Origin of the sequence: Pseudomonas sp. PB101 (assembly GCF_009764265.1) — a bacterium.
Classification (GTDB): Bacteria; Pseudomonadota; Gammaproteobacteria; order Pseudomonadales; family Pseudomonadaceae; genus Aquipseudomonas.
This window is the reverse complement of record NZ_RWIR01000055.1, coordinates 167,730-187,166: the sequence shown is the minus strand read 5'-3', so window position 1 is coordinate 187,166 and position 19,437 is coordinate 167,730. Positions and strand designations below refer to the sequence as shown.

Genomic DNA, 19,437 nt, shown 5'->3' with positions numbered 1-19,437 from the left:
CCATCATCCCTGGTAGTCGTTCGGCGAAATATCGACTTGGCAATCATCCATATTCAGTGGCGCCGCCGCGTTGTGGCGGATGCGCAACCGCCAGTACTGCCCCGGGACCCCGGACACCTTGAACACACATTTTATACGGTCCTTATCCGGGTTTATGCCCTTCGGCTCGCCTTCACCGTCGAAATAGGTGCCCCCAGAATCGACCAGCTCAACGGCGATATACTTCGCCGCGCCATCCACTGCCATGATCACCGAAACGCTGATGGTCATTTTGGAGCAGCCATTTGGCATAAGCAGTCGATCGGGGGTGGTCAGCGAGAACGCCCCCACGTTGTCGTCTACGATCGTAGCGAATGACACAATGTTGGTTACTACTGCCAAACCTGTAGCCATAGACTGGTTGGTCTTGCGGATCTTGGTCGAACGCCCGCGCAAGGAATACGGCAGAAGCGATGCCGGAATGATCTGGCGTTGCGGCGTGTAGGAGTTCAGGTCGTGGCTCACGTTGTCGATGAGTACCTTGAAGTATTCATAGGCCTTTCTCCCGGTTGCCGCTTCGAATGCCGCCATATAGGCCGGGATGTTGGTCGACGACAGGTTCGCGATGATCGGCCCAGACACCGGGCCGGTGCAGTCCCGCATAACAAACCGATTCGGGATCTGCCCCATGATAGCCATCACGCAGCTTTCAGGAACACCGTCCGGGCCGGAGAACAGGAAGCAGCTGAAAAACCCAACCTCTTGGCTGTTCCAGGGGAACTGGGTATTGGGCGCCCCGATGTGGTGCAAAATCGTCATGCCGCCACCCTCGCCGCCAAAGCGTGTGTGTGAGGCGTTGAAACTGCCATAGTTGTCGATCCAGCGCACGCCAGACAAGCGACCCACGCCGGTTCCGACGTTCGGGATCAGGAACGAATCTTTGATGTGCAGGCGAGTTAGGACGTTCGGGTCACTGGCGGAAATACCCTTGTTGATAATGGCGGGCGACGAAGGCGCCATGTTGGATTTATCCTGCTGAATCCAACTCTGGCTGACGGTCATGTGGTCGCAAGCGTTGTTGATCGCTTGCTTGCACGTGAGAATCCGCACCTTGTGAAGGTTGCACTCGGTAGACAGGTGGGACCATGCATTGCCTAGGGCATCTGTTCCGGTGGCGAATGTGTTAATCCCGAAACCATCGGCCAGCATAATGTCGCAATTTTTGATCTCGACCATGGCCGAGTTAATGTTGTTATTGCTGAAACTGATCGGGTTGCGCCCGCCGGCCAGGTTGAAGCCCTGGATCTGCCACAGATAGGCCACGCCGCTGAAGATGTCCTTGGTCACGCCGCCGTTCTGCGCGATCAGGCATTCTTCGCCTTCGAGGTTCACATAAGACGGAAGCACCAACGAGTCGCTGATGGCGTAGTCACCAGACCTAACAATTACCCGCGGTGTGGTGCCGGAATAACTGGCAGACAGGCCGCCAATGGAGATCATGCGATAAGTCGTTTTGTTGCCGATATCGCTAAGCATATTCTGGAACTGCACGGTGTCGTCCAGACCGCCAGCCACGTAGTCGCCCAGTTCAATTTCGCGCTGAACCTTGCTGGCGAGACTGCGCACAACTGTGTTGACGCCCGGTGCCTTGATCGAAACATTCTCAGCGCCTAATGCACTCATCAGAACCTGGCGAAGTGAGATGTCACCCACAGCAAAAAGCTTCAGCTTATCGATCGACCAGGTTCCAGTGAGCGTCAGCGGGAGCGTGGCCTGGTCGGCCACTCGATAAAGTTCGCCGTCACGTTGCACCAGCTGAGTTTGGCGCTGGACAACTACGCCCCCGGCATAAGCAAGAAAAACAGTTTCGTAACCAGAGTGCTGCAGCAAATTCTCGAAATCATCTCTCGCCTGATCAAGAATCTGATCGATTTCCCCTCGAACCTGCTCAACGGCTGTAGCCACATCCACAGTCGAAATATCGAGCAACATCGGCGCTACATAGCCGTAACGACTGATTCGAATATCGATGTGGTCGGTCGTCGAATAGAAGAACACCCGGGCGTTGGCATCAGCCCGAAAGGGGTTCTCAAGCGGAACGGTGCCCGCCGAATCCGAAAACAAGACGGCGCGGTCCTGAGTACCATGGGCGAACACATCCACGGTTGCATCAGGCAATAGGGCACCGTCTTCGGCTCTTGCGGCGAAGAACTGAATGGGTTGCATAGTTGTTCTCTGTCAGGTCGTAAAGGTTATCGCCGGGGCGAAATTGAGTTGCGAGCGAACGCTGCTCCAGGTGTCATAAGCTGCAGCGCGCAAGTAGTAGGTCGTGCCCGGCGCCAGGCCCGTGATCTGGCCCGCGACCGAAGCGCCCTGATACCCGACGGTCCCCGAGATCGTCGGATCGAAGCCAGCCACGGTTGAATAGACGTACATGTAGCCCGCCGCGTCCGGGGCTGAGCTGGTGCTGCAGCTCACGTTCGCCGTGGTGCCAGTCACCGTTGCGGCAACGCCACTGACTGCCGGCGGCGCCGTATTGACCACCACCAAAGCCGTCACCGCCGCATTGCCCGCCGAGTTCCGCTCGATGACTTCCACGCGATAGCTACGAACCAAAGCACCGTCCACCAGCGCGTCAGCGCGTTGATAGGTGAACGTCGTGCCGGTGGTGATGACTTCACGCAGCAAGGCGTTGTTCGAAGCGTTGCGGATCCGGATGATGCGATCCGCCGCGTTGCTTCCGGCGGTCCAGCTAACCGCGAAATACGGTGCCTCGAACGCCCCGACCAACAACAAACCTTGCGCCGCCGTGGGAACCACTCGTGCCGGGTTAAGGGTGATGCTGTAGGCCGTCACGTCGGCTAGATCCTGCAAGGCTCTCCCGAACACGTTGAATGAGCGGAACTTCACCCACACTGTTTTTCCGATCTGATCCACGGTGTAGCTGTGCTTCCAGATCGCATCATCAAGGCGAACAAAAGAGGCGCCCACCGGATGACTGATCACGGAGGACCTAAGACGCCCGCGTCGCAGGTATTGCAGGTTGTATGCTCCGGCACCGGTGAGCGTTGCATCTCGATAGCTGATCAACTCGCCGTTGACCCAGCACAAGGTCGCTCCGCTGTCGGCCTCGGTGGTCGTTGCGGCCGTGAGCTGGCCAGCGGCTGACAACTGCACCTTTAGAGTGTTGGTGACGTCAGGATCCACCCCGGCGGCAAGAGGCGCGGTGAGCTGACCAATTCGGGAACGCCCGTAAATGCTTTCCACCATCCGATAGCTGTCGCCGTCAGCACTGATCCAGACCTCACAGCCCCCCCAGTTTTCGTTGGTACCGGCCACCGCACCCCAGACCTGTGTCTCACCGGGCAGCAACAAGCTATCGGGCGGATTAAAGATGATCGGGACCAGCACCGGGCCTGGATCGGCGTTTTGGTTGCCCTGATACCCGGCCTTGCTTTGTACCGGATAGCTCGGCGCACTGCCGATACCCAGCAGGGCATCTTCGGCCACGACCGAGAGCTTGCCGTCCTCGTCTTCCTCGGTCGACATCAGCCGGACCAGCCGGCGATCAATGTTCAGCCCGGGGTCAGTGACGGTGACCAGATCCATCGGTTCTAGCAGCACATGCTGCCAGCCCAGGGAAAACTGGTATTCGTTACGGACATACAGCATGCGTTGGACCAGCAGCTGGGCAGCGTGCGAGGCGATCGCCGTGCTGCAGATCTCGTAGGCCTTGATGGTATCCATCGGCCGGGAGCCGAACTGCTCTATGGCCGCCTGGTCAACACCGCGCACCACGTCGGTGTTGTATTCATGATCACGATCCAGGATCTCCAGCGACACTTCGTTGTAACTGTCGGCCTGGCTCTTGATCTTGATTTGTATCGGTGGCGTCCCCTCCTCTGCGAGAAAGTCGTCATCGGTCAGATCGGCAACAGGGGTGATGTTCGGGTACCAGGTGACACCGTTGCCGGAGACGACCTGATCACCGAAAGGGATGATCTTCATCTTCCCCGCCGACCAGACCAGCTCGCTGTTGGTCAACTGCAACCAACGGGCGATGGCTTCGCTGGCCGCGGCCTGCTCATCGAGGACCGGGCTGAGCAGCAGGTTTTCTGCCAGGCAGTAATCCCGATAGTTGCTCAAGTCATCGATCCACTGCGGGTCAAACCCGACACCATCCAGCGGGTCCATCAACAACGCCGGCAAGAAAAGCCCGGGGTTCGCGTCAGGCAATCCCGGCACCTGGTAGGGACCATCAACTTCGAAGGTATGGTTCTGCACCCCAGCGTTATCGTTGAGCAAGTAACGCGGCGAATAAACATAAGCCGTGCTCGAGTACGCGATCGCCTCGGCCGGGTGCTTGGTTGCAAGGTAGCCCCATACCGGTTGATCGGGCGAGCCGGTCATGACGCTAAAGCCGATCTGGGCCAGGGATGACTGCACCACACCCCCTAACACCTTTTCCTCGAACACTTCCTTGTCACGGAAGATCCGCCGGACTGCGCTGAGCGAGCCCCGGCCGATCGCCAGAATGAGCGCGGCATAGTAGGTGTAAGTCGTGTCCTTCTGGGTCGCACCGCCGCCGCCCTTGCCGCCGGTCTTGGTCTTCGTGGTTTTGGCCACCGCCTCGAAGTCGGTGTAATAGATCAGGTTGGGACTGATGCGATTGCGCCCGGCCATCCAGGCGATCGGCTTGCCAGCCGCACTGCTCTGGATCTGCATGGCGTTGATGCGTGTGGCGCTGTTAGAGATCGTTGTGCTGCTGCCCCCCATCGCTGCCTCCGTAATTATCAAGTGTGTAATAGCGCACGGGCCGGCAAACAAAACGCTCTTCGCGCATGTCGGCCACTTCAACGCCGATATCGCGATAGGCATGGATGATCCGGTGATCGTCGATGACCACGGCGGCGTGGCTGTAGGTGCGCCCGAATTTCCAGATCGCGACGTCCCCGCGCTGGGGGCTTTCGACCTCATGGCCGTACTCGTCCAGCCAGCCCAGGTACAGCTCCTGACTTCGGTGCAGGTGCCAGTCTTGCGCGTAGGCGCCCGGGTCGATACGCGGCATCAGGCCAGCCGAATGAAACACCTCGATCAGCAACCAGGCGCAATCAACTCCCACACCGTGGAGGTGCTGTCGGTGCTGGTAGGGTGTTCCGAGCCAGTACCGGGCCTCGGCCAGCACCGCGTCGCGCTGCAGCTGCTCCTGCTCGGTCATATGGATGTCTCCGCGACGGGGATGAAGGGCATGCCGCGATAGCGGCCACGGTTGCCGAATTTGTTGGTGCAGGCATCCAGCGTCCGTGGACAACCTGGATAAATCAGGAACTGATCCCCGGGTGCCGGTACCGCTGGCAGACCCAGGATCAAACTGACCACGCCGTCTCCCGCCTGGCGTCGCACCGTGCGCGCAACGCCGGCATTGCCACCGTTCACGAAACGGATAACGCCCTGATCAAACCATCCATTCCCCGCGGAAAGATTGGTATGGATGCGCAGTGCTGTGGTGTCTGCCAGCACTTGGCCGGCCGTCTCGAACAGCGAACGGTTCACCCCACAATCCGCGCTGTACACGGTGCGCAGGCAGCCGGGCTGGTAGACGCCTTTGGGCACCTTGGTGTCCAGCAACTCCAGCGGCGACTTGACCTCGACTGTGGCCTGCTCGCGGTCCGCTTCGACCCCGGCCACTCGACCGATGAAACGCATCACGGTACCGACCACAGAACCGCCCCAATCCGGCATAAACGCCCGGGCGAGTGTCAGGGAAGCACCGTCGAAGCCACCGCCGGCAATGAATGCCAATACTGGCTCGCCCAAGAGCGTGTCATCCACGCCGGCATAAAAGGTCACGCTCAAGGTGTCGACCTCAATGCCTCGAACGATCCGCACGCCAGTGCGCTTGATCAGCGGGCCGGATGCCGAGTAGTTCACACCGCTGGCATAAATCTGGATGCCGGCGTCGGTGTAGCGCAGGACCTGCCCGCTAGCCAGGGTGATGGTGTACAAGTCAGCCATCACGAAGCTGCGCGCCGTGGCCAAAAACTGCTGCAACTCAGGACTGGCTGCGATCATGGTTTGATGCTCGTGAAGGAGATGTTTTTCATTTCCCAGATCTTTCCGAATGGCTGCGCGCTATCCAGTGCGTCTGAGTCGTAGGCACAACGGAAAAAGAACGCCCCCGTCCATTCCAGCGGCGCGCCGTTGGCCGGTGCATGGGCAAAGGTGATTTGCCCCAATTCATCGACGGTGAAGCCCGTCGCCGGCACGCCGGCAACGCTCAACCGCTCGATGTTGACGACGCCATAAATCGGCTCGACCCAATTGCCAATGGCCCGGGACAGTTGAAAGGTTCGGGTAATGCCGTCGCCGGTACCGAACCGATGCTTGTTCACCAGGTGATCGGTGCGATCAAAGAACAGGAACTCGCCAAACTGCCCTTTTCGCTCGTTGAAGAAGTTCAAGATCCGCGACCACTCGTCCAGACCTGGCCGCTTGCGAATCGCGTTGTAGTTCATCTGGAACGTCCACAGCGGTGCCGAGTAATACGCCGTCGATCGGCGCCGGCCGCTCACCGACTTCTGCACTCCAGTGCTCCACTCCGGCGCCTTCTTCGCGAGCAAGGTTTGCCCGGGCATATGCGGCAACACGTCATCCGCCATCACACCGCGATCCGGAAAACCCGCAATCCAGCGTGCCGGAAAAAAAGGCCCTAACAGCATGATTACCCCTTATGCCTTGATGGCACCGTTGCGTTTGAGCTTCTGCATTTCCTCGGCAAAGACTCGAGCGTTACGACGAATGTCCGAGGGCGTCAGACGGCCGCTGTTGTCGTGGTAGTGATACCCGCCTCCACCTCCCCCCAACTGGCCTTCACCATTCGCCGCCTGGCGGATAACGTTGGCGTACTGCTTGGGCAGCACCATTTCCTGTTCGTGGAGTTGGGTCATCGGATTGGTGCCCGCCGGGATGTCGTAGCCGCCTTCGGCAGACGCCACGTTCTTGACCATCCCGAACACAAACGCACCGGCCGCCACAGCCGCCGCCACCCCCAAGGCGGGACCGATGATTGGAATCGCAGACATCGCCGCGAAGGCACCGGCCATGGCCTGCCAGGCGCTTGCCATGATGTTCTTGATCGTTGCGGCGCCCCAGATCGCCACGGACATCGCCGCCCCGCCCGCCTCCGCCGCGGTGCGCATGCCAACGCCGGCCACCGTCACACCGGTTTTCGCCGTCTCACCGAAGATCCAGGCCATCAAGGGCTTCGTAACCATGTTCTCGATGAACGCACCACCGATGCTGCTGAACACTCCATTCAGCAGACCCTGAGTAGTCATCGTGCCGTTGAGGATGCCGCTGAGTCCGCTGCTCCAGCTCGACTGGATGCTGCCGAGCATGCCGCTCCAGTTACTCTGGGACTCCATGGCTTGCTGCCGGCCAATGACCGCCAGGCTGTTGCGGTGGGTCTGCTCCAAGGCTTGAATCTGCTGCTGGACCTGCTGCAGGGCGACCGGGTTGCGGTCGGGGTCCTGCTCCAGCAACGCCTTGCGCTGGACCAGCGCCTGGGCCTCAATTGCATACCGCTGTTTTTCAAACTCCGCCTGGGCCTGCAGCAGTTGCCCTTGGGTGATCAGGTTGGCCTGCAGATCCAGTTGCGCCATCTGCTCCGCATGGGAAACGTCTGCCAGCCGGGCCTGCTGGTCGGCGCCGAACTGTTGCTGCTTCATGTTGGTGATCTGTTGCTGTTTCTCCCGCTCGATCGCAACTACCTCAGAGGCCGCCCGCTGGTACTCCTGAGAGTCTTGGCCATAGAGCAACCGGCTACGATCCAACGCCTGCTGAGCAATTTGCAGCCGGGCGTCCATGTTGTGGCGGTACTGCTGGGCCTGGGCCTGCAGATCGGCAAACGCTTTGCCTTCGTCCTGACGGCGAAGCCCGTTCAAGGCGCCCAGGTAGTTGCGTTGCACGGTGAGCCGTTCGGAGGCGCTGAGGTCAGTCCGTTTCAGGATGCCCTGCCAGTAGTCCATTTCCTGCTGTTGCGAGAACTTTAGAAAGGTCCCCTGCTCCGACTGCAGCTGCGCGTGTGCGACCTTCTGCGCATCCAGTGCTTCTGACCACTGGCTGACCCGGGACTTTGTCGCCCCAGTCGGCGCGGTCGGAGTATCCGTTTTCGCCGGCGGCGGCGTGGTGGTTTGAATCAGGCTTTTGCGATGCTCGACGGCAGCGGCGTAGGCCTGTTCAAGCTTGGTCAGGCGGGCGATCTCAATGCCATAGGCGGTTGGAGCGACGCGCCCTTGCTGGGGAGCCTTGGTCAACGCGGTATCGCCGCCCGCTGCCATTTCCGCGACCTTGGCTCGCTGCGCCTCGATTCGCGCCAGGCGCGAGCGCATGCCGGCGTCTACCTGGTCGATCTTCGTAGAGGTGAGCTGCATGCTTTCCAGCAACAGGCGCTCTTCTTGTAGCGTGCCCTCGAGCTGGGCCTTACCTCCTCCACCCCGTGACCCTTTGTTGTCAACGTTTGCCAGCATCGCCTCATAGCGAGCGACATTCGCCGACACTTCCTCGACGGTCAGCCCCACCCCCGTCATGCCTTTGAGAATGCCATTGAACCAACCGGCGGTTTCCGCCAGACGCTTGTTCAAGCTGATAAAAACGGGCTCGAGGATTGTGCCAATGGTGACCTTGAGTTCATTGCTCCTCGAGTCGAGCTCAGCCTGGCTACCCGTCAGCCCATCGGCCGCCTTCTTCGCATTACCGACCTGAGCCTCGGTCTCTTTCATGATTCCGTTGTATTCGGCCTGGATCTTCTGCGAATCGTTCAGCTTGTCACGCGTGGTGCCAATGCTCTTGGCGTACTCGTCCCACATTTTCGCAACGTTTTTCGTTACCCCGGCGTTGTCGACCAGCACCGAGTTTTCGTTCTTCAAACCCTCGGTCGCGGTCACCACCGCTTCGGACATGCTGAGGCTGGCTTGGCGGTTGAACGCCGCAGCGTCTTTCAAACGGTTGATCACCGAGACCGCCTGGTCGACGCTGTACCCGCGGCTCAGCAGGTTCTGCAGCGCCTTGGCCGCGTCACCGACGCTAATCAAACCATCGGCAGCCAGCTTGTTGGCCTCATCCATGGCCCGGCCGATACCGACGCCGGCATGGTTGGCCACCGCTTCCAAACCGCGATAGGCCGCCTGCTGCTGGATCGCCGCGTCCTTGCTGTCACTGACCAACTGACCCAGCTTGAAAGCGCCGACCCCAAACACGCCCAAAATGCCCGCAGCTACACCGCCCAGCCCGGAGCGCATAACAGTGGCGACACCAGAAAAAGCATCGTTCACCGCCGGGCCAAACTTTCCGATCTGGGCCTGGCTGCCTACCATGTCCGTGTTGATGGCCCGCAACTCACGGCTGAGCGTGGTTCGAGCGTCACGCATGTTGCGCTCGATGCTTTCAACTGCGCGGTCAAAACCCTGAGTGCCGGCAGTGAACTGGTACGCGATATTTCTATCCATGCCGGACACTCACTGTGCAAGAAATGAAAAACTCCGCCGAAGCGGAGTTCCGTTGATGGTGTTACTGGAGCGGCTCGGCTGGCACGACAAAGGCATCCAGTGCGCCCCGCAAATGCGGCGGCAGTTCGTCGCGCATATCGGCTGCCAGTGCCGCCATGTTGGCCGCCAGGTCAGGTGCTGCCCCGTCCGACTGCGTTGGTTTGTATCCGAGATACCCGGCGACAAGCACATGCACCGGCGGGTGGTGATGCCAGTAGTCCGTCATGTGGCCCACCATGACCATGTCCCAGTCACGCCGTAGCGTGACCGGACTCTGGCCGGTACTGGCGATCAGGTGTGCGTAGAGCTGGCCCCAGTCGAAGGGGCCACCACTTCCCCCGGCGTCGCATCCCGGACTTCCATACCCGAGGCGTTCATCACCGCATTGAGGGCATCCCGCATGTTTCGCAGGTCCAACAGCGCGGCAACCTCGCCGCGTTCGATATCGGGATAGTTACGACGCAATGCCGCATGCGTCGCATCGATCACGGTCGCGACGCCATCCTTGTCCATGTTGCCCGCCATCACCGAGTTGATGCGGTCCAGCAACTGTTCCAGATCACCCAGAGCCAGCGGTGGAATCACCAACACCTTCCCGGGAAACGCGAATTCGACACCCGGTATATTCACGACCGTCATTCGCTGGCACTCCAGTACGCGACCTCACCAAACTCATCGGCGTAGCCGGTGAACTCAAAGTCAGGGATGGTGTAGTCGTCCTGCTTGGTGCCGAGACCCAGCTTGTTGCTGACGAAATTCGGCACCCGCACATAGATCGATTTGCCCTTGTACTTCAGGTACAGCTCACCCTGAAACACTGGCATATCGCCCATGGGCAAGTTGCGAACCGACAGGCTCTTACCCGTCGAAACCGAGTAGCGGTAGTCGATAAACACCGGTACATCGACATCGGCCGCCGCGAAGCTGTACTCGCCCGCCGAAGCGTTATAGGTGTACTGCCCGACTGCAGGAGCGCTCAGCACCCGCTCGAAAGGCACCGCGCCGCCGCCACGAACGCCAAGATCACCTGCCAACAGACCACCAACAGGCGGCGTAACGGTGATCTTGCCGCCCGCAGGCACAGGGGTCGGCGTGGTCGCGTGATGCACCAGCACCTGACCGGGCTGCAGGTTCTGGCCGAACACCAGGGCATTCCACTGCGAAAGGCTGATCTGCGCCGCTTTGGCCTTGCCGGACAATTTGCCCTGACCGCGCGCGGCGTCGACCGCGAACTGCTCGCTACCGAACAATTCCTTGGAGTCGTAGGACAGATCTACCGAGGCTTCCTGCATGATGCCGAGCAGAATGGGCGTCGGTGAGGCCAGCGAGTTGCCATAGGCGTCCATCAGCGGGGTGGCATAAAACAACCCGCTGCCGAATGCGATTTGCATAATGTGTTCCTCAGTAAAAGGTAGGTCCGGACGTCAGGTCGCCGGTATTGCACAGGTAGGTAAAGCGGTAACGCACCATGCAGTTGCCGGCTGTGTTGTCCCCGTCTTCCTCGATCCAGTCGATGTAGAAGCGTTGAACCCGGTCCGCCTCAACAAACGCATCCTCGGCCAGCATGACGGCATGAACCGCGACCTTGACCAGATCGGCAACCTGGTCCCAGGCCTCACCGGTGGTGGTGTTCTCCCGTGCCAGAATTTCAACTGACAGTTCGAACTGGTTGCGGTCCACCGAGTGGCTTTCGCGCTCGGTGGTTTCCAAGTCAGGCCGCAGCACGATGGCCGGGGTCATGCCCCGTGTCAGCGCTTCAGTACGGCTGCGAAACACACGATCTTCAGCCAGCGTACCGGCAGCCAAAATCAGCGCCTTCGCCTTTTCGACGATGCGTTCTTGAATCGAGGGCATGGGATTTAAACCTTGGTGAGAGAGGCCAGACTGAACGCGCCGTCATCGATCATGCGGCGATCGCGCACCCTGAAGGTGGCGCCACCGACGGTGATCAACTTCGGATTGTCGATGCCAAGGCGTTCGGCCTCGGCAGTGATAATCAGGATCTCGTAGCCGGTGGATTGACTGTTCAACCCACCCATTCCAACGATCTCGTCGGGCATATCTCGGGCCGCCAGAAAGGGTTGACCATCGATCTCCCCTCCCACGTCGAAATCTTCCAGGAAGCCCGCGAGATCCTCGTTAAGCACTGCCGCCTTCCTTGGCTTGGGCGTTTTTGCGAGGGGCGCTTTCCTGAGCTGGCTGGGCGACGGCTCCCGTCTTCACCGCCACCAGCTGGTGGCGAAAGCGTTCGGCAACGTCGTCCGGCAATTCGATCTGGCCACCGAGTGCGGTGACCTTGTCGCCCGGGCCGCGAAAGGTCCCGGACACGACTATGTAGGACTTATTCCCCATCACTGCCCCCGGCTGCTTTCTCGACCTTACTCACGCGCTGCGCCAGCGCCTTGTCCGGTTCGCCAGGGATAACGATCTCCTCCCCCGCTTTGAACTGAACGGCATCCAGAATGATGTAGCGCCCCTTCTTGCCCGCGATCGCCTCCAGGCTGTGCGCACGTGCAGCAGCCTGGGCAGCGGTCAAGATCAACTCACCGCTGTACAGCGTGATGGGTTGATCAACGTGATACTTCGGCATATCAATGTCCTCGATGACGTGTAGGCCCGCGGGCTTACACCAGTTGGTTCAGGACGGCGTACTGCCAGCGACCGAAGCCCACGTTGCGCCAGGTGTCGACACCGTATTGGTGGGCATCGTTGTCGAACTCGTACTCCGAGCCTTCAGCCTTGGCCTTCATCACCACATCGGTTTCCTGCTGACGAATGAACGCTTTCAGGCGACCGTCAGTACGCAGGGTGACGAACTTGTCGGTCCAGGTGTTGAGGCGGACGTTGCCCACCACACGAACCACGACGTTATCTGGCATAACGATTTCGCTGATGCTGGTACCACGGGGCACGCTCAATGCTGCCTGGGCAACGCTCAGCAGGTTGAATGGCACCATCACCAAAAACTCGCGAGCCAGTTCGTTGATCGGCTCGCCCTGATCGTCTTTCAGGCTGGTCAACTGGGTGACCGACTTGGCTACGGCCTGCTGGAATTCTTCGACGCTTGGGGCAGTCGGTGTGCCGTGCACCTTGGCCGGCAAGCTGGCAATGGTCGTGGTGATCTTGTTGGACTGGACACCGCTTTGGCCTTCCTGGTGGTCGGTGTCGAAGTAGTACTGCCCGTCGTAGCAGACCTGGCTCTCGCCATTGAGTAGCAGCACCGACAACAAGCGAGCCCAGTGCGCGTTGGTACGGTCGGCCAGCTCGCCCAGGCGAATGCGCAGCTGACCGGTTTTGTCGCGGCGCAGCTCCTTGACCAGGACTTCGATCGTCGCTTCAAAGTGCAGGTTCTCGATTTCGAGCTCAGCACTGTTGAAACCCTTGGCATGACGCCCGCCGATCCATTCGCGCAGGGTTGGCACCATGCCGATCCAGGGATAGGTTTCTTTGGCCTGGTCAGAGTCGAACAGGTTGGAGACTGCATCGATCCAGGTATTGCCAACATTTTGTTCGAGCAGCTCGTAAAACGTACCGATCACGGCACGACTGGACAGTACTTCAGCACCCATGGGTGATTCTCCCGAGGAAGGATGAATTGGAAAAAATGGAGTTGCGCGGGGTGTTACGGAGCGACCGGAATGGCCTGTGCAGCGAACTTGACGATGCCAACGCCGCCACTGACGAAGCGGTGCACATGGCCGACGCGGCTATTGCCGGCGGCAGTCAGCACAAAGGTACCGCTGTCACTGGCGTAGACAGCCTTGCCGATGTCCGTGATCGCCAATGCAGCGACAGCCAACTGAACCTTGCCGTGCTCACGCGCGCGGACGCGGATCGCACCGGCGCCGCCGATGCGGTTGTCAGCGCCACGATCAGCAAAGCCGGCAAACAGATCACCGGCGGCGAGCGGTCGAGCCAGGCCGCTGGCGGCAACAATGCCGATCGCCGAGCCTTCGAAGATCTGAGCGGCGCCGGCAACGGGCAATTCGTTGATATCCGCCGTCTCGTAAGCGCGTGGGGTGTCGAGGGTAAGTGGCATAGGATTCTCCAGGGCCAGGGGTTAGAGGATTACCAGGTACTTACTTTTTCAGAACCTTGACCAGGCCTTTTTCGGAAGCCCGGCGATAACCGTGGTAGGCCTCGAAGGTTCCGAATTCAGCGCGCAATTCCTTGTCGCTGTCCCAGGTTGCTTTGGCACGTTCTTCCAGCGGAGCGTCCGGATCTTCCTTGGTAGCCGCTGGAGCCGCTGGCGGTGTAGCGACACCCGGTACGGGCTCGGCAGCACTGCCGCGGATATCGGCCAGTGCGTTTGCGCGCTTCGATTTCTCGGCACCGATCACCTGCGTGGCAGCTTCGGCACCGCTGGTTTTGCCATCAAACTTGAGGCTGGCAATCAGTTCTTCATGGCCCGGCAATCCAGCCGCCTCGACAGCCTTGATGCGGTCACACTCAGCACGGGCACCGGCTGCGTGTGCGTCATGTTCCAGGCTGGCCAGCAACTCGGCATGGTTCGCAGCCAGGTACTCGCGGGTGATGGCTGGCTTTTCAGTCGTTGTGGTTGGTGCGGTGCTGCTGTTTTGCGTGGACATGGATCGATCTCCAGAAGTGCTGCCGTTGAATTCGGCGATAAGGTTTTCAAGGGTGGATTCACGGTCAGCCATGCCCAGTTCAACGGCATCAGAACCAATCCGCATGTCGCCCTGGCCGAAGTCGGCCAGCACGGTTTCAACACTGAGGCCGCGATAATTGGCGACGTCCTCGACAAAGATGTCGGTCAATCGATCGACATGGGCCTGGGCCTGCGCACGGCCGGACTCGGTGCCGAAGTCCGGGCGTTTTTTGGGGCTCTGGCTGCTGACGATCTCGAAACTGCCGTCATCGCCATTTTTCTGCACCGTCAACACAGTGCCAATGGAACCGACCGCGCCGGTGCGGCTCATGACGATTTCATGGGCCGCCGCGGCCATCCAGTAACCGGCGCTGGCTGCGTTGCCGGATACGTAGGCCACCACCCGCTTGGGCGAGGCGCGGATCATTTGGCCGAACTCCGCGATGCCGCTGGCAATGCCGCCGGGCGTGTCCATCACCAGGATGATGGTGTCGGTTCGCGGGTCGTCCACGGCCGTGGTGAACTCCTTGGCCAGCACGTCCAGCGAGGTCGCACCGGACAGCGCCGTAAAGAGGTTGGCGTAGCGGAACACCGGGCCGGTGACAGGCAACAACGCCACGTTGCCGCGCTGTGTCACCGTTCGAGTGTTCTGCAAGGGCTTGCCTTGCCGAGCCTCCAAGGCTTCTGGCCCTTCATTTTCGCGGCGGGCGATGGCGGTGATGGTCTGCAGCATGTCCGGGGTGATGGCCCAGGGCTCGCGTGACACCAGGTCGAACGCCGTCACCCGGTGCACCGGAGGTGCATCGGTTGGGTTGTCGCTCATAGTTATGTCCGTTCAGGAAGGTCGGGGTTTACGGCAGGCTCATTTTCCGGGCGTGCTGTAGGCGTGGCAGAAAGACCATCGTCAAGGCGGCGCTTTACCTCCAGCGCCCGCTGTTCGTGGTTTTCTTCCCAGTCGCTGCCGTCATAGAGCATCGATTCCTTCGCCAGCGTGCTTATGCCGATATCAATGCGTTTCTCCGCGGCGTTGACGTCTTTCAGCGGGTCCACCGTGCCCGGGCCATCCCCGACCCACAGCGACCCGCAATAGGCATATCGCAATAACGGATGGTCAAAAAAGCCCGGTGCTTCGACATCGCCCTGCGCAACGGCTTCTTCCAACCAATGCTCGTACACCGGCTGGCAGAAGTTGTGCCCCAAAAAATCTCGGCACCCGCGCACAAACTGCCAGGCCTCCATCACGGCAGCCCGGGCCGCCGTATAGCTGGCAGTGAAGTGCTTGATCAGCACCTCATACGGCAGCTCCAAGGCCATACCGATCTGGCGCAGCATGGCCAGCACGAAAGGATCAAAGGCCATGTTCGGCCTCCCCGGTGAGGCGGTATCGATGGAGGCGCCGTCGTCCAGCTCGGCCACGATGCCACCGCTGAGCGAACCGTCCCAGCCGCCAGAAGCGCGCCCTGCCGGAGCATCACCGCCCACCGGCGTATTGCCCGTCGCAGCTGAGGCCAAAGGGCTGAGCTGGCCACCATTGCCTGGCTTGATGAACACCGCGAAGAACGCCGACACCACCGCCGCTTCCAGCTCGGCGTCGGTGTAGCGGTCGAGCTGTTTGAGCTTCTCGATCACCGGCGCCAGGTAAGGCACCCCGCGGGGCTGACCCACACGACGGCGCCGGTACAGGTGCAGCAGTACCCGGCCGCCCCGCTCGTTGAAGAACGGACGCTCATCCCATTTCCGCTCTTTCACACCCAGCGCACCTGGATGACTGCGCAGGATGTGCGCCTTGACCGGCGCCCCGTCCGCATCACGTTCGATACCGGCGGTGAGTGTCTCCGTGTCGGCCTTGCCGTCCGGGTTGCAGACCCGATCGCCCTCGATCAGCTGAATGCACGCTGAGTAGTGATGGCCGGGTTGGACCTTGTGCGTCAGCAGTGGGAACACATCCCCGCTGCTCAGCACCGAGCGCCAGGCCAGTTCCTGCAGGCCGTAAAAGTTCTGCTCTCGGGTAATGTCGCAGCAGTTGGTTTCGGCCCAAGACTTGAACAGCGATTCAGTATTACGCTGCCAGTTGCGGGCCTGCTCTTCATCCCACCCCAGGATCTGGCGATTGACCACCGACTTGAGGGCCAGGCCAGTACCGACCGTTTTCGTCGTCACCGTGTTGATCGCGCCACCGCCGATGGGGTTGTTGCGCTCCAAATCGCGACAGCGCTCGCGCAGCGTGGGCAAGTCCGGCAACAGGTCCGCCGCGGCACTGCCCGCCGTAGGATTCCAGGCACTCAACGAGCGCTTGGCTTTGGAGGCTCCGGTGTAACCGCCCAAGGCGGTCATCGTCATCCGTGCATGCATCCGCTTGGCACCGCGCTCTGGACTGATCCAACTGATGGCCTTGTCCAGCAGCGTCGGTTCAGGGGCTTTCGGTGCGCGGCTCATAACGGCGTGATCCCACGCAGCGTTATACCCCGAGGCCGTCCGCTGGCCAGTCGATCAACCTGGCCTTGCCAGTAGTCGATCATCCGCGTGATTTCAGCGGCATCGGCATATTCCAGCTGCCGGGTGCCGATGCGATAGCTCTGTTTCTGACTGACCTTGATGCTTGCGTCGAGCCACGCTTGAAGCTGGCTCTGCGCCTGTTCCAGTGTGATGGCCATGGGTTAGTTCCTGCGTTGGGAGAGCACACGCATTGCACTGCGGCGCCCAGAAATAACTCTCCCGCCAGTTGGCGGGAGTTCAGGTGGTTCAACAGGTGCGGCCGGCGCCGGTGGCTCAGCAGCTGCAGCAGGCCCAGGATCTGGATCGTGAGCCGGCTCACTCGCCGGAGGTGCATCGAAGAAAAGCGCCCCCTGCCGAATCTGGGCATCAAGCGCCGCCCAGTCGTGCTCTTGCAGCAGGTGAGTTTTCAGCGACCGGGCCGCATGCAGGGCGTAGGTTTCACAGTCGGTGGCCTCGTTCGGCTCACCGGCCTTTTTCTGCCACACCTTGCGATAGTGATGCCGGCGGCTGGGAGCTTTCACTTCCGCCGTGATCTGCCGCCAGTAGTCAGGCCGCACCGTCTTGTAGAAGTGCATCCGGCCCGGTCCGTCTCCAGCCAACGGCAAACGCCCCTCAATCCAGAGATCCTTGGCTCGCGAGGTGCCGACGATGTATGGGCGCAGGCCGTACTTCGACGCCTTCTGCTCTTTGTCGGTGTCCACCCCCTGCCGCGGCGCGCTGAAGATTTCTTTTCGTTCATCATCCCGGCTGTTGCCTCGCTCGCTGGCGCCCTTGATCGCCATAACGCCGCGTTGTTGATGCTTACGGCAAAACGCATAGGCCGCGTCCTGGGTGACGGTACCGTCCGAGGTGTCGAGTGACACCGCGAGCACCTTCAACTTGGCACCGCCGGCGTGGGTGATGGGAGCAAACAGCAGTTTCTCCAGGTCCAGCCACACGCCCTGATCGGGCAACACCACCTCGCCGTAGATCTCGCCCCAGTAGAGCAGCCAGGATTCCTCACCCCGGCCCCAAGCCCGCATGACTACCGCGAGGCGGTCATGCTGGACGTCCACGCCGGCAGTGACCACCAGCCCCCCCATGGGCACGAACAGTTCGGGGTAGTCTTCCGCCCGCTCTGCCAGCTTGTCCGCCTCGGGCAGGTCGGATTTGTACTCGTAAGCCCGGCCCTGTTTCTGGTTGACGAACTTGATCAGCAGCGACAGGTTGCCCATCGACGCCTGGTGCTCGGCGTTGAGTTTCTCGCGCACGATATCGGCCAAGCTGGTACCCGGCAGGCAGGCGTAGAGCTCGTTCAGCTCAATGAACCCGGCACGCCCGGCAAAGGGTTTTGTCGGCACCCAGCCGCAGTTCGGATCACCGGCATCAATGGCGTTAAACACCGTGTTGCGGATGTTCTCCTTGCGCTGGTAGTCGTCCCAGATCTCGCCGCAGTGCGGGCAGGCGTAGCCGGCTGTTGCCGGATCCGCACGCCCGTAGATTTCATGGGGCTGCGCTTCCTCTTCGATGTCCAGCCACTTGATGTGCGCGAAGTCCAGCACATGAGCCTGGCCGCAGGTGTGGCAGATAATCGGCAACACCCGGCAATCGGTCTGGGCCAGTCGCGCCTCGGTCTTGCTCGCGCCCTTGATCGCGGGTGTACCGCCCACCAACATTTTCGAGCCGGGATAACGCTTGCCACGCTCTTCGAGCAGAGCGATCGCATCACCCTGCCCCTTTACGTCGTCGCTGGTGTCGTCTGGTTCCTCGACCACCGACAGGCCGACAGAGGAAGTGGATTTAACGTTGCCGGGCGAGTTGGACGCCACCAGCTTGAGAAACCCGCCCGGAAAGGTCTTATGGTCCCAGCGGTTGCCGGAGGTGCGGCTGACGTCAACCGGCATCAGCTTCGCCACTTCCGTGTTCGCCGTGACACCGAACTTGAGCTTTTCGTCGTGGAAGTTCTTGCCGTCCTTCTCCTTGGCAAACAGGATCATGATCGGACGCGGCAGGTTGTGAATGAACTTGAACAGGTAGCCGATCAGGAACCAGGTCCAGCCGATCTGCGCCGCTTTCATCAGGTCCACTTCGCTGACCCGCGGATCATCCAGGGCAGCGGCAACGCCGAGAAAGTAAGGCGTGTACTGGAAGTCGTAGAGCCCGTGCAACACGCCGCTCTCTGAGGGCAGGTAAAACTCGGTGCTCAGGTAATGCGCGGTCGGAATGTCACGCGGCGGGTTGAACTTCCCCGCTGCTGCCAACAAGCTCCGCGCCAAGTTTTCGCGCGTAGCCTGCAATTCGCTCGGTTGTAGGTCCAGCAACTTTGGCCACCACTGTTCGATCAATCGTGAGTTTCTGCACGTTTTCGATTTCCTGAAGGATTCGTTCAAGGCCGCCCAGGTATTCCCGGTTTGCGAAGCTGGCCCAGTCGGACAGCACCCGCTCAGCCTCACCGGCGGAGATCAATGAGCGCAGCTTTTCGTGATACGCCAGCCGGCCGTTTGCCGCCTTCTGCTGCAAGTCATCGATCCGCGCTCTGTTGAGCTGTTCAAGCTGGCTGCCTCCGCGCCCCGCAGCTTTTCCCCGCAGGTCGCGGATGTAAGCCGTGCGGATCTCGTCGAGGGGCGCCGTCTGCCCGTCCAGGCTCAACCCCTTGAGCACGTCGCGGGCATTGCGCTCACTCATGTCCAGGTGTTCGGCGATTTCACGTTGGGTTGGCATGGTCTGGTCCTGTTGCTGACAGGGAAGCGGAACCCCCTATGTCAGGTTGAATCTGCAAAAAAGTCGGGGTTCGAATTACCCCATTCTCGTGATCGTCCGGAAGGACCC

20 protein-coding genes are annotated in these 19,437 nt (G+C 60.6%); all 20 read right to left on the bottom strand.

From position 1 onward, the window contains the following. Positions 1–3 precede the first annotated feature (3 nt). Positions 4–2,205: a hypothetical protein gene (locus tag EI969_RS17635; RefSeq protein WP_160388908.1), complete on the bottom strand. Its 2,202-nt coding sequence runs from the start codon at positions 2,203–2,205 to the stop codon at positions 4–6. 12 nt (positions 2,206–2,217) lie between these two features. Then, on the bottom strand, positions 2,218–4,755 hold the full coding sequence (locus tag EI969_RS17630; RefSeq protein WP_160388907.1) for a phage tail protein: 2,538 nt from the start codon (positions 4,753–4,755) through the stop codon (positions 2,218–2,220). Further along, positions 4,727–5,197 (bottom strand): NlpC/P60 family protein, encoded by a 471-nt coding sequence (locus EI969_RS17625; protein WP_160388906.1) that lies wholly within the window; start codon positions 5,195–5,197, stop codon positions 4,727–4,729. Before EI969_RS17625 ends, EI969_RS17630 begins: the two co-directional genes overlap by 29 nt. Next, complete coding sequence (locus EI969_RS17620) at positions 5,194–6,051, bottom strand: DUF2163 domain-containing protein (RefSeq protein WP_160388905.1); 858 nt, start codon at positions 6,049–6,051, stop codon at positions 5,194–5,196. Before EI969_RS17620 ends, EI969_RS17625 begins: the two co-directional genes overlap by 4 nt. Then, positions 6,048–6,698: a DUF2460 domain-containing protein gene (locus tag EI969_RS17615; RefSeq protein ID WP_160388904.1), complete on the bottom strand. Its 651-nt coding sequence runs from the start codon at positions 6,696–6,698 to the stop codon at positions 6,048–6,050. The genes EI969_RS17620 and EI969_RS17615 overlap by 4 nt, the downstream gene beginning before the upstream one ends. Positions 6,699–6,707: 9 nt before the next feature. Next, positions 6,708–9,485, bottom strand: a complete 2,778-nt coding sequence (locus EI969_RS17610; protein WP_160388903.1) for a hypothetical protein — start codon at positions 9,483–9,485, stop codon at positions 6,708–6,710. Between the two features lie 61 nt (positions 9,486–9,546). Beyond that, positions 9,547–9,750: a hypothetical protein gene (locus EI969_RS17605; RefSeq protein ID WP_160388902.1), complete on the bottom strand. Its 204-nt coding sequence runs from the start codon at positions 9,748–9,750 to the stop codon at positions 9,547–9,549. 65 nt (positions 9,751–9,815) lie between these two features. After that, positions 9,816–10,163 (bottom strand): hypothetical protein, encoded by a 348-nt coding sequence (locus EI969_RS17600; RefSeq protein WP_160388901.1) that lies wholly within the window; start codon positions 10,161–10,163, stop codon positions 9,816–9,818. Next, entirely contained in the window at positions 10,160–10,915 is a 756-nt protein-coding gene (locus EI969_RS17595; RefSeq protein ID WP_160388900.1) for a hypothetical protein, read from the bottom strand. Before EI969_RS17595 ends, EI969_RS17600 begins: the two co-directional genes overlap by 4 nt. A gap of 10 nt (positions 10,916–10,925) precedes the next feature. Next, positions 10,926–11,378 (bottom strand): hypothetical protein, encoded by a 453-nt coding sequence (locus EI969_RS17590; RefSeq protein WP_116580557.1) that lies wholly within the window; start codon positions 11,376–11,378, stop codon positions 10,926–10,928. A 5-nt stretch (positions 11,379–11,383) separates the two neighbouring features. Continuing rightward, a complete protein-coding gene (locus EI969_RS17585; protein WP_160388899.1) occupies positions 11,384–11,671 on the bottom strand; it encodes a hypothetical protein in 288 nt (95 codons plus the stop codon). Continuing rightward, a complete protein-coding gene (locus EI969_RS17580) occupies positions 11,664–11,876 on the bottom strand; it encodes a hypothetical protein (RefSeq protein WP_160388898.1) in 213 nt (70 codons plus the stop codon). The genes EI969_RS17585 and EI969_RS17580 overlap by 8 nt, the downstream gene beginning before the upstream one ends. Continuing rightward, complete coding sequence (locus EI969_RS17575; protein WP_160388897.1) at positions 11,866–12,114, bottom strand: hypothetical protein; 249 nt, start codon at positions 12,112–12,114, stop codon at positions 11,866–11,868. The genes EI969_RS17580 and EI969_RS17575 overlap by 11 nt, the downstream gene beginning before the upstream one ends. Positions 12,115–12,148: 34 nt before the next feature. Beyond that, positions 12,149–13,093: a Mu-like prophage major head subunit gpT family protein gene (locus EI969_RS17570; protein ID WP_160388896.1), complete on the bottom strand. Its 945-nt coding sequence runs from the start codon at positions 13,091–13,093 to the stop codon at positions 12,149–12,151. A gap of 53 nt (positions 13,094–13,146) precedes the next feature. Further along, a complete protein-coding gene (locus EI969_RS17565; RefSeq protein WP_160388895.1) occupies positions 13,147–13,563 on the bottom strand; it encodes a cytoplasmic protein in 417 nt (138 codons plus the stop codon). 40 nt (positions 13,564–13,603) lie between these two features. Then, positions 13,604–14,956: a S49 family peptidase gene (locus tag EI969_RS17560; protein ID WP_160388894.1), complete on the bottom strand. Its 1,353-nt coding sequence runs from the start codon at positions 14,954–14,956 to the stop codon at positions 13,604–13,606. 2 nt (positions 14,957–14,958) lie between these two features. Continuing rightward, positions 14,959–16,569, bottom strand: a complete 1,611-nt coding sequence (locus EI969_RS17555) for a phage portal protein (RefSeq protein WP_160388893.1) — start codon at positions 16,567–16,569, stop codon at positions 14,959–14,961. Then, positions 16,566–16,787 (bottom strand): DUF6148 family protein, encoded by a 222-nt coding sequence (locus tag EI969_RS17550; RefSeq protein WP_085715656.1) that lies wholly within the window; start codon positions 16,785–16,787, stop codon positions 16,566–16,568. The genes EI969_RS17555 and EI969_RS17550 overlap by 4 nt, the downstream gene beginning before the upstream one ends. A 3-nt stretch (positions 16,788–16,790) precedes the next feature. Then, on the bottom strand, positions 16,791–18,872 hold the full coding sequence (locus EI969_RS17545) for a phage terminase large subunit family protein (protein WP_218575227.1): 2,082 nt from the start codon (positions 18,870–18,872) through the stop codon (positions 16,791–16,793). Then, complete coding sequence (locus EI969_RS17540) at positions 18,835–19,293, bottom strand: hypothetical protein (RefSeq protein WP_160388892.1); 459 nt, start codon at positions 19,291–19,293, stop codon at positions 18,835–18,837. The genes EI969_RS17545 and EI969_RS17540 overlap by 38 nt, the downstream gene beginning before the upstream one ends. Positions 19,294–19,437 lie beyond the last annotated feature (144 nt).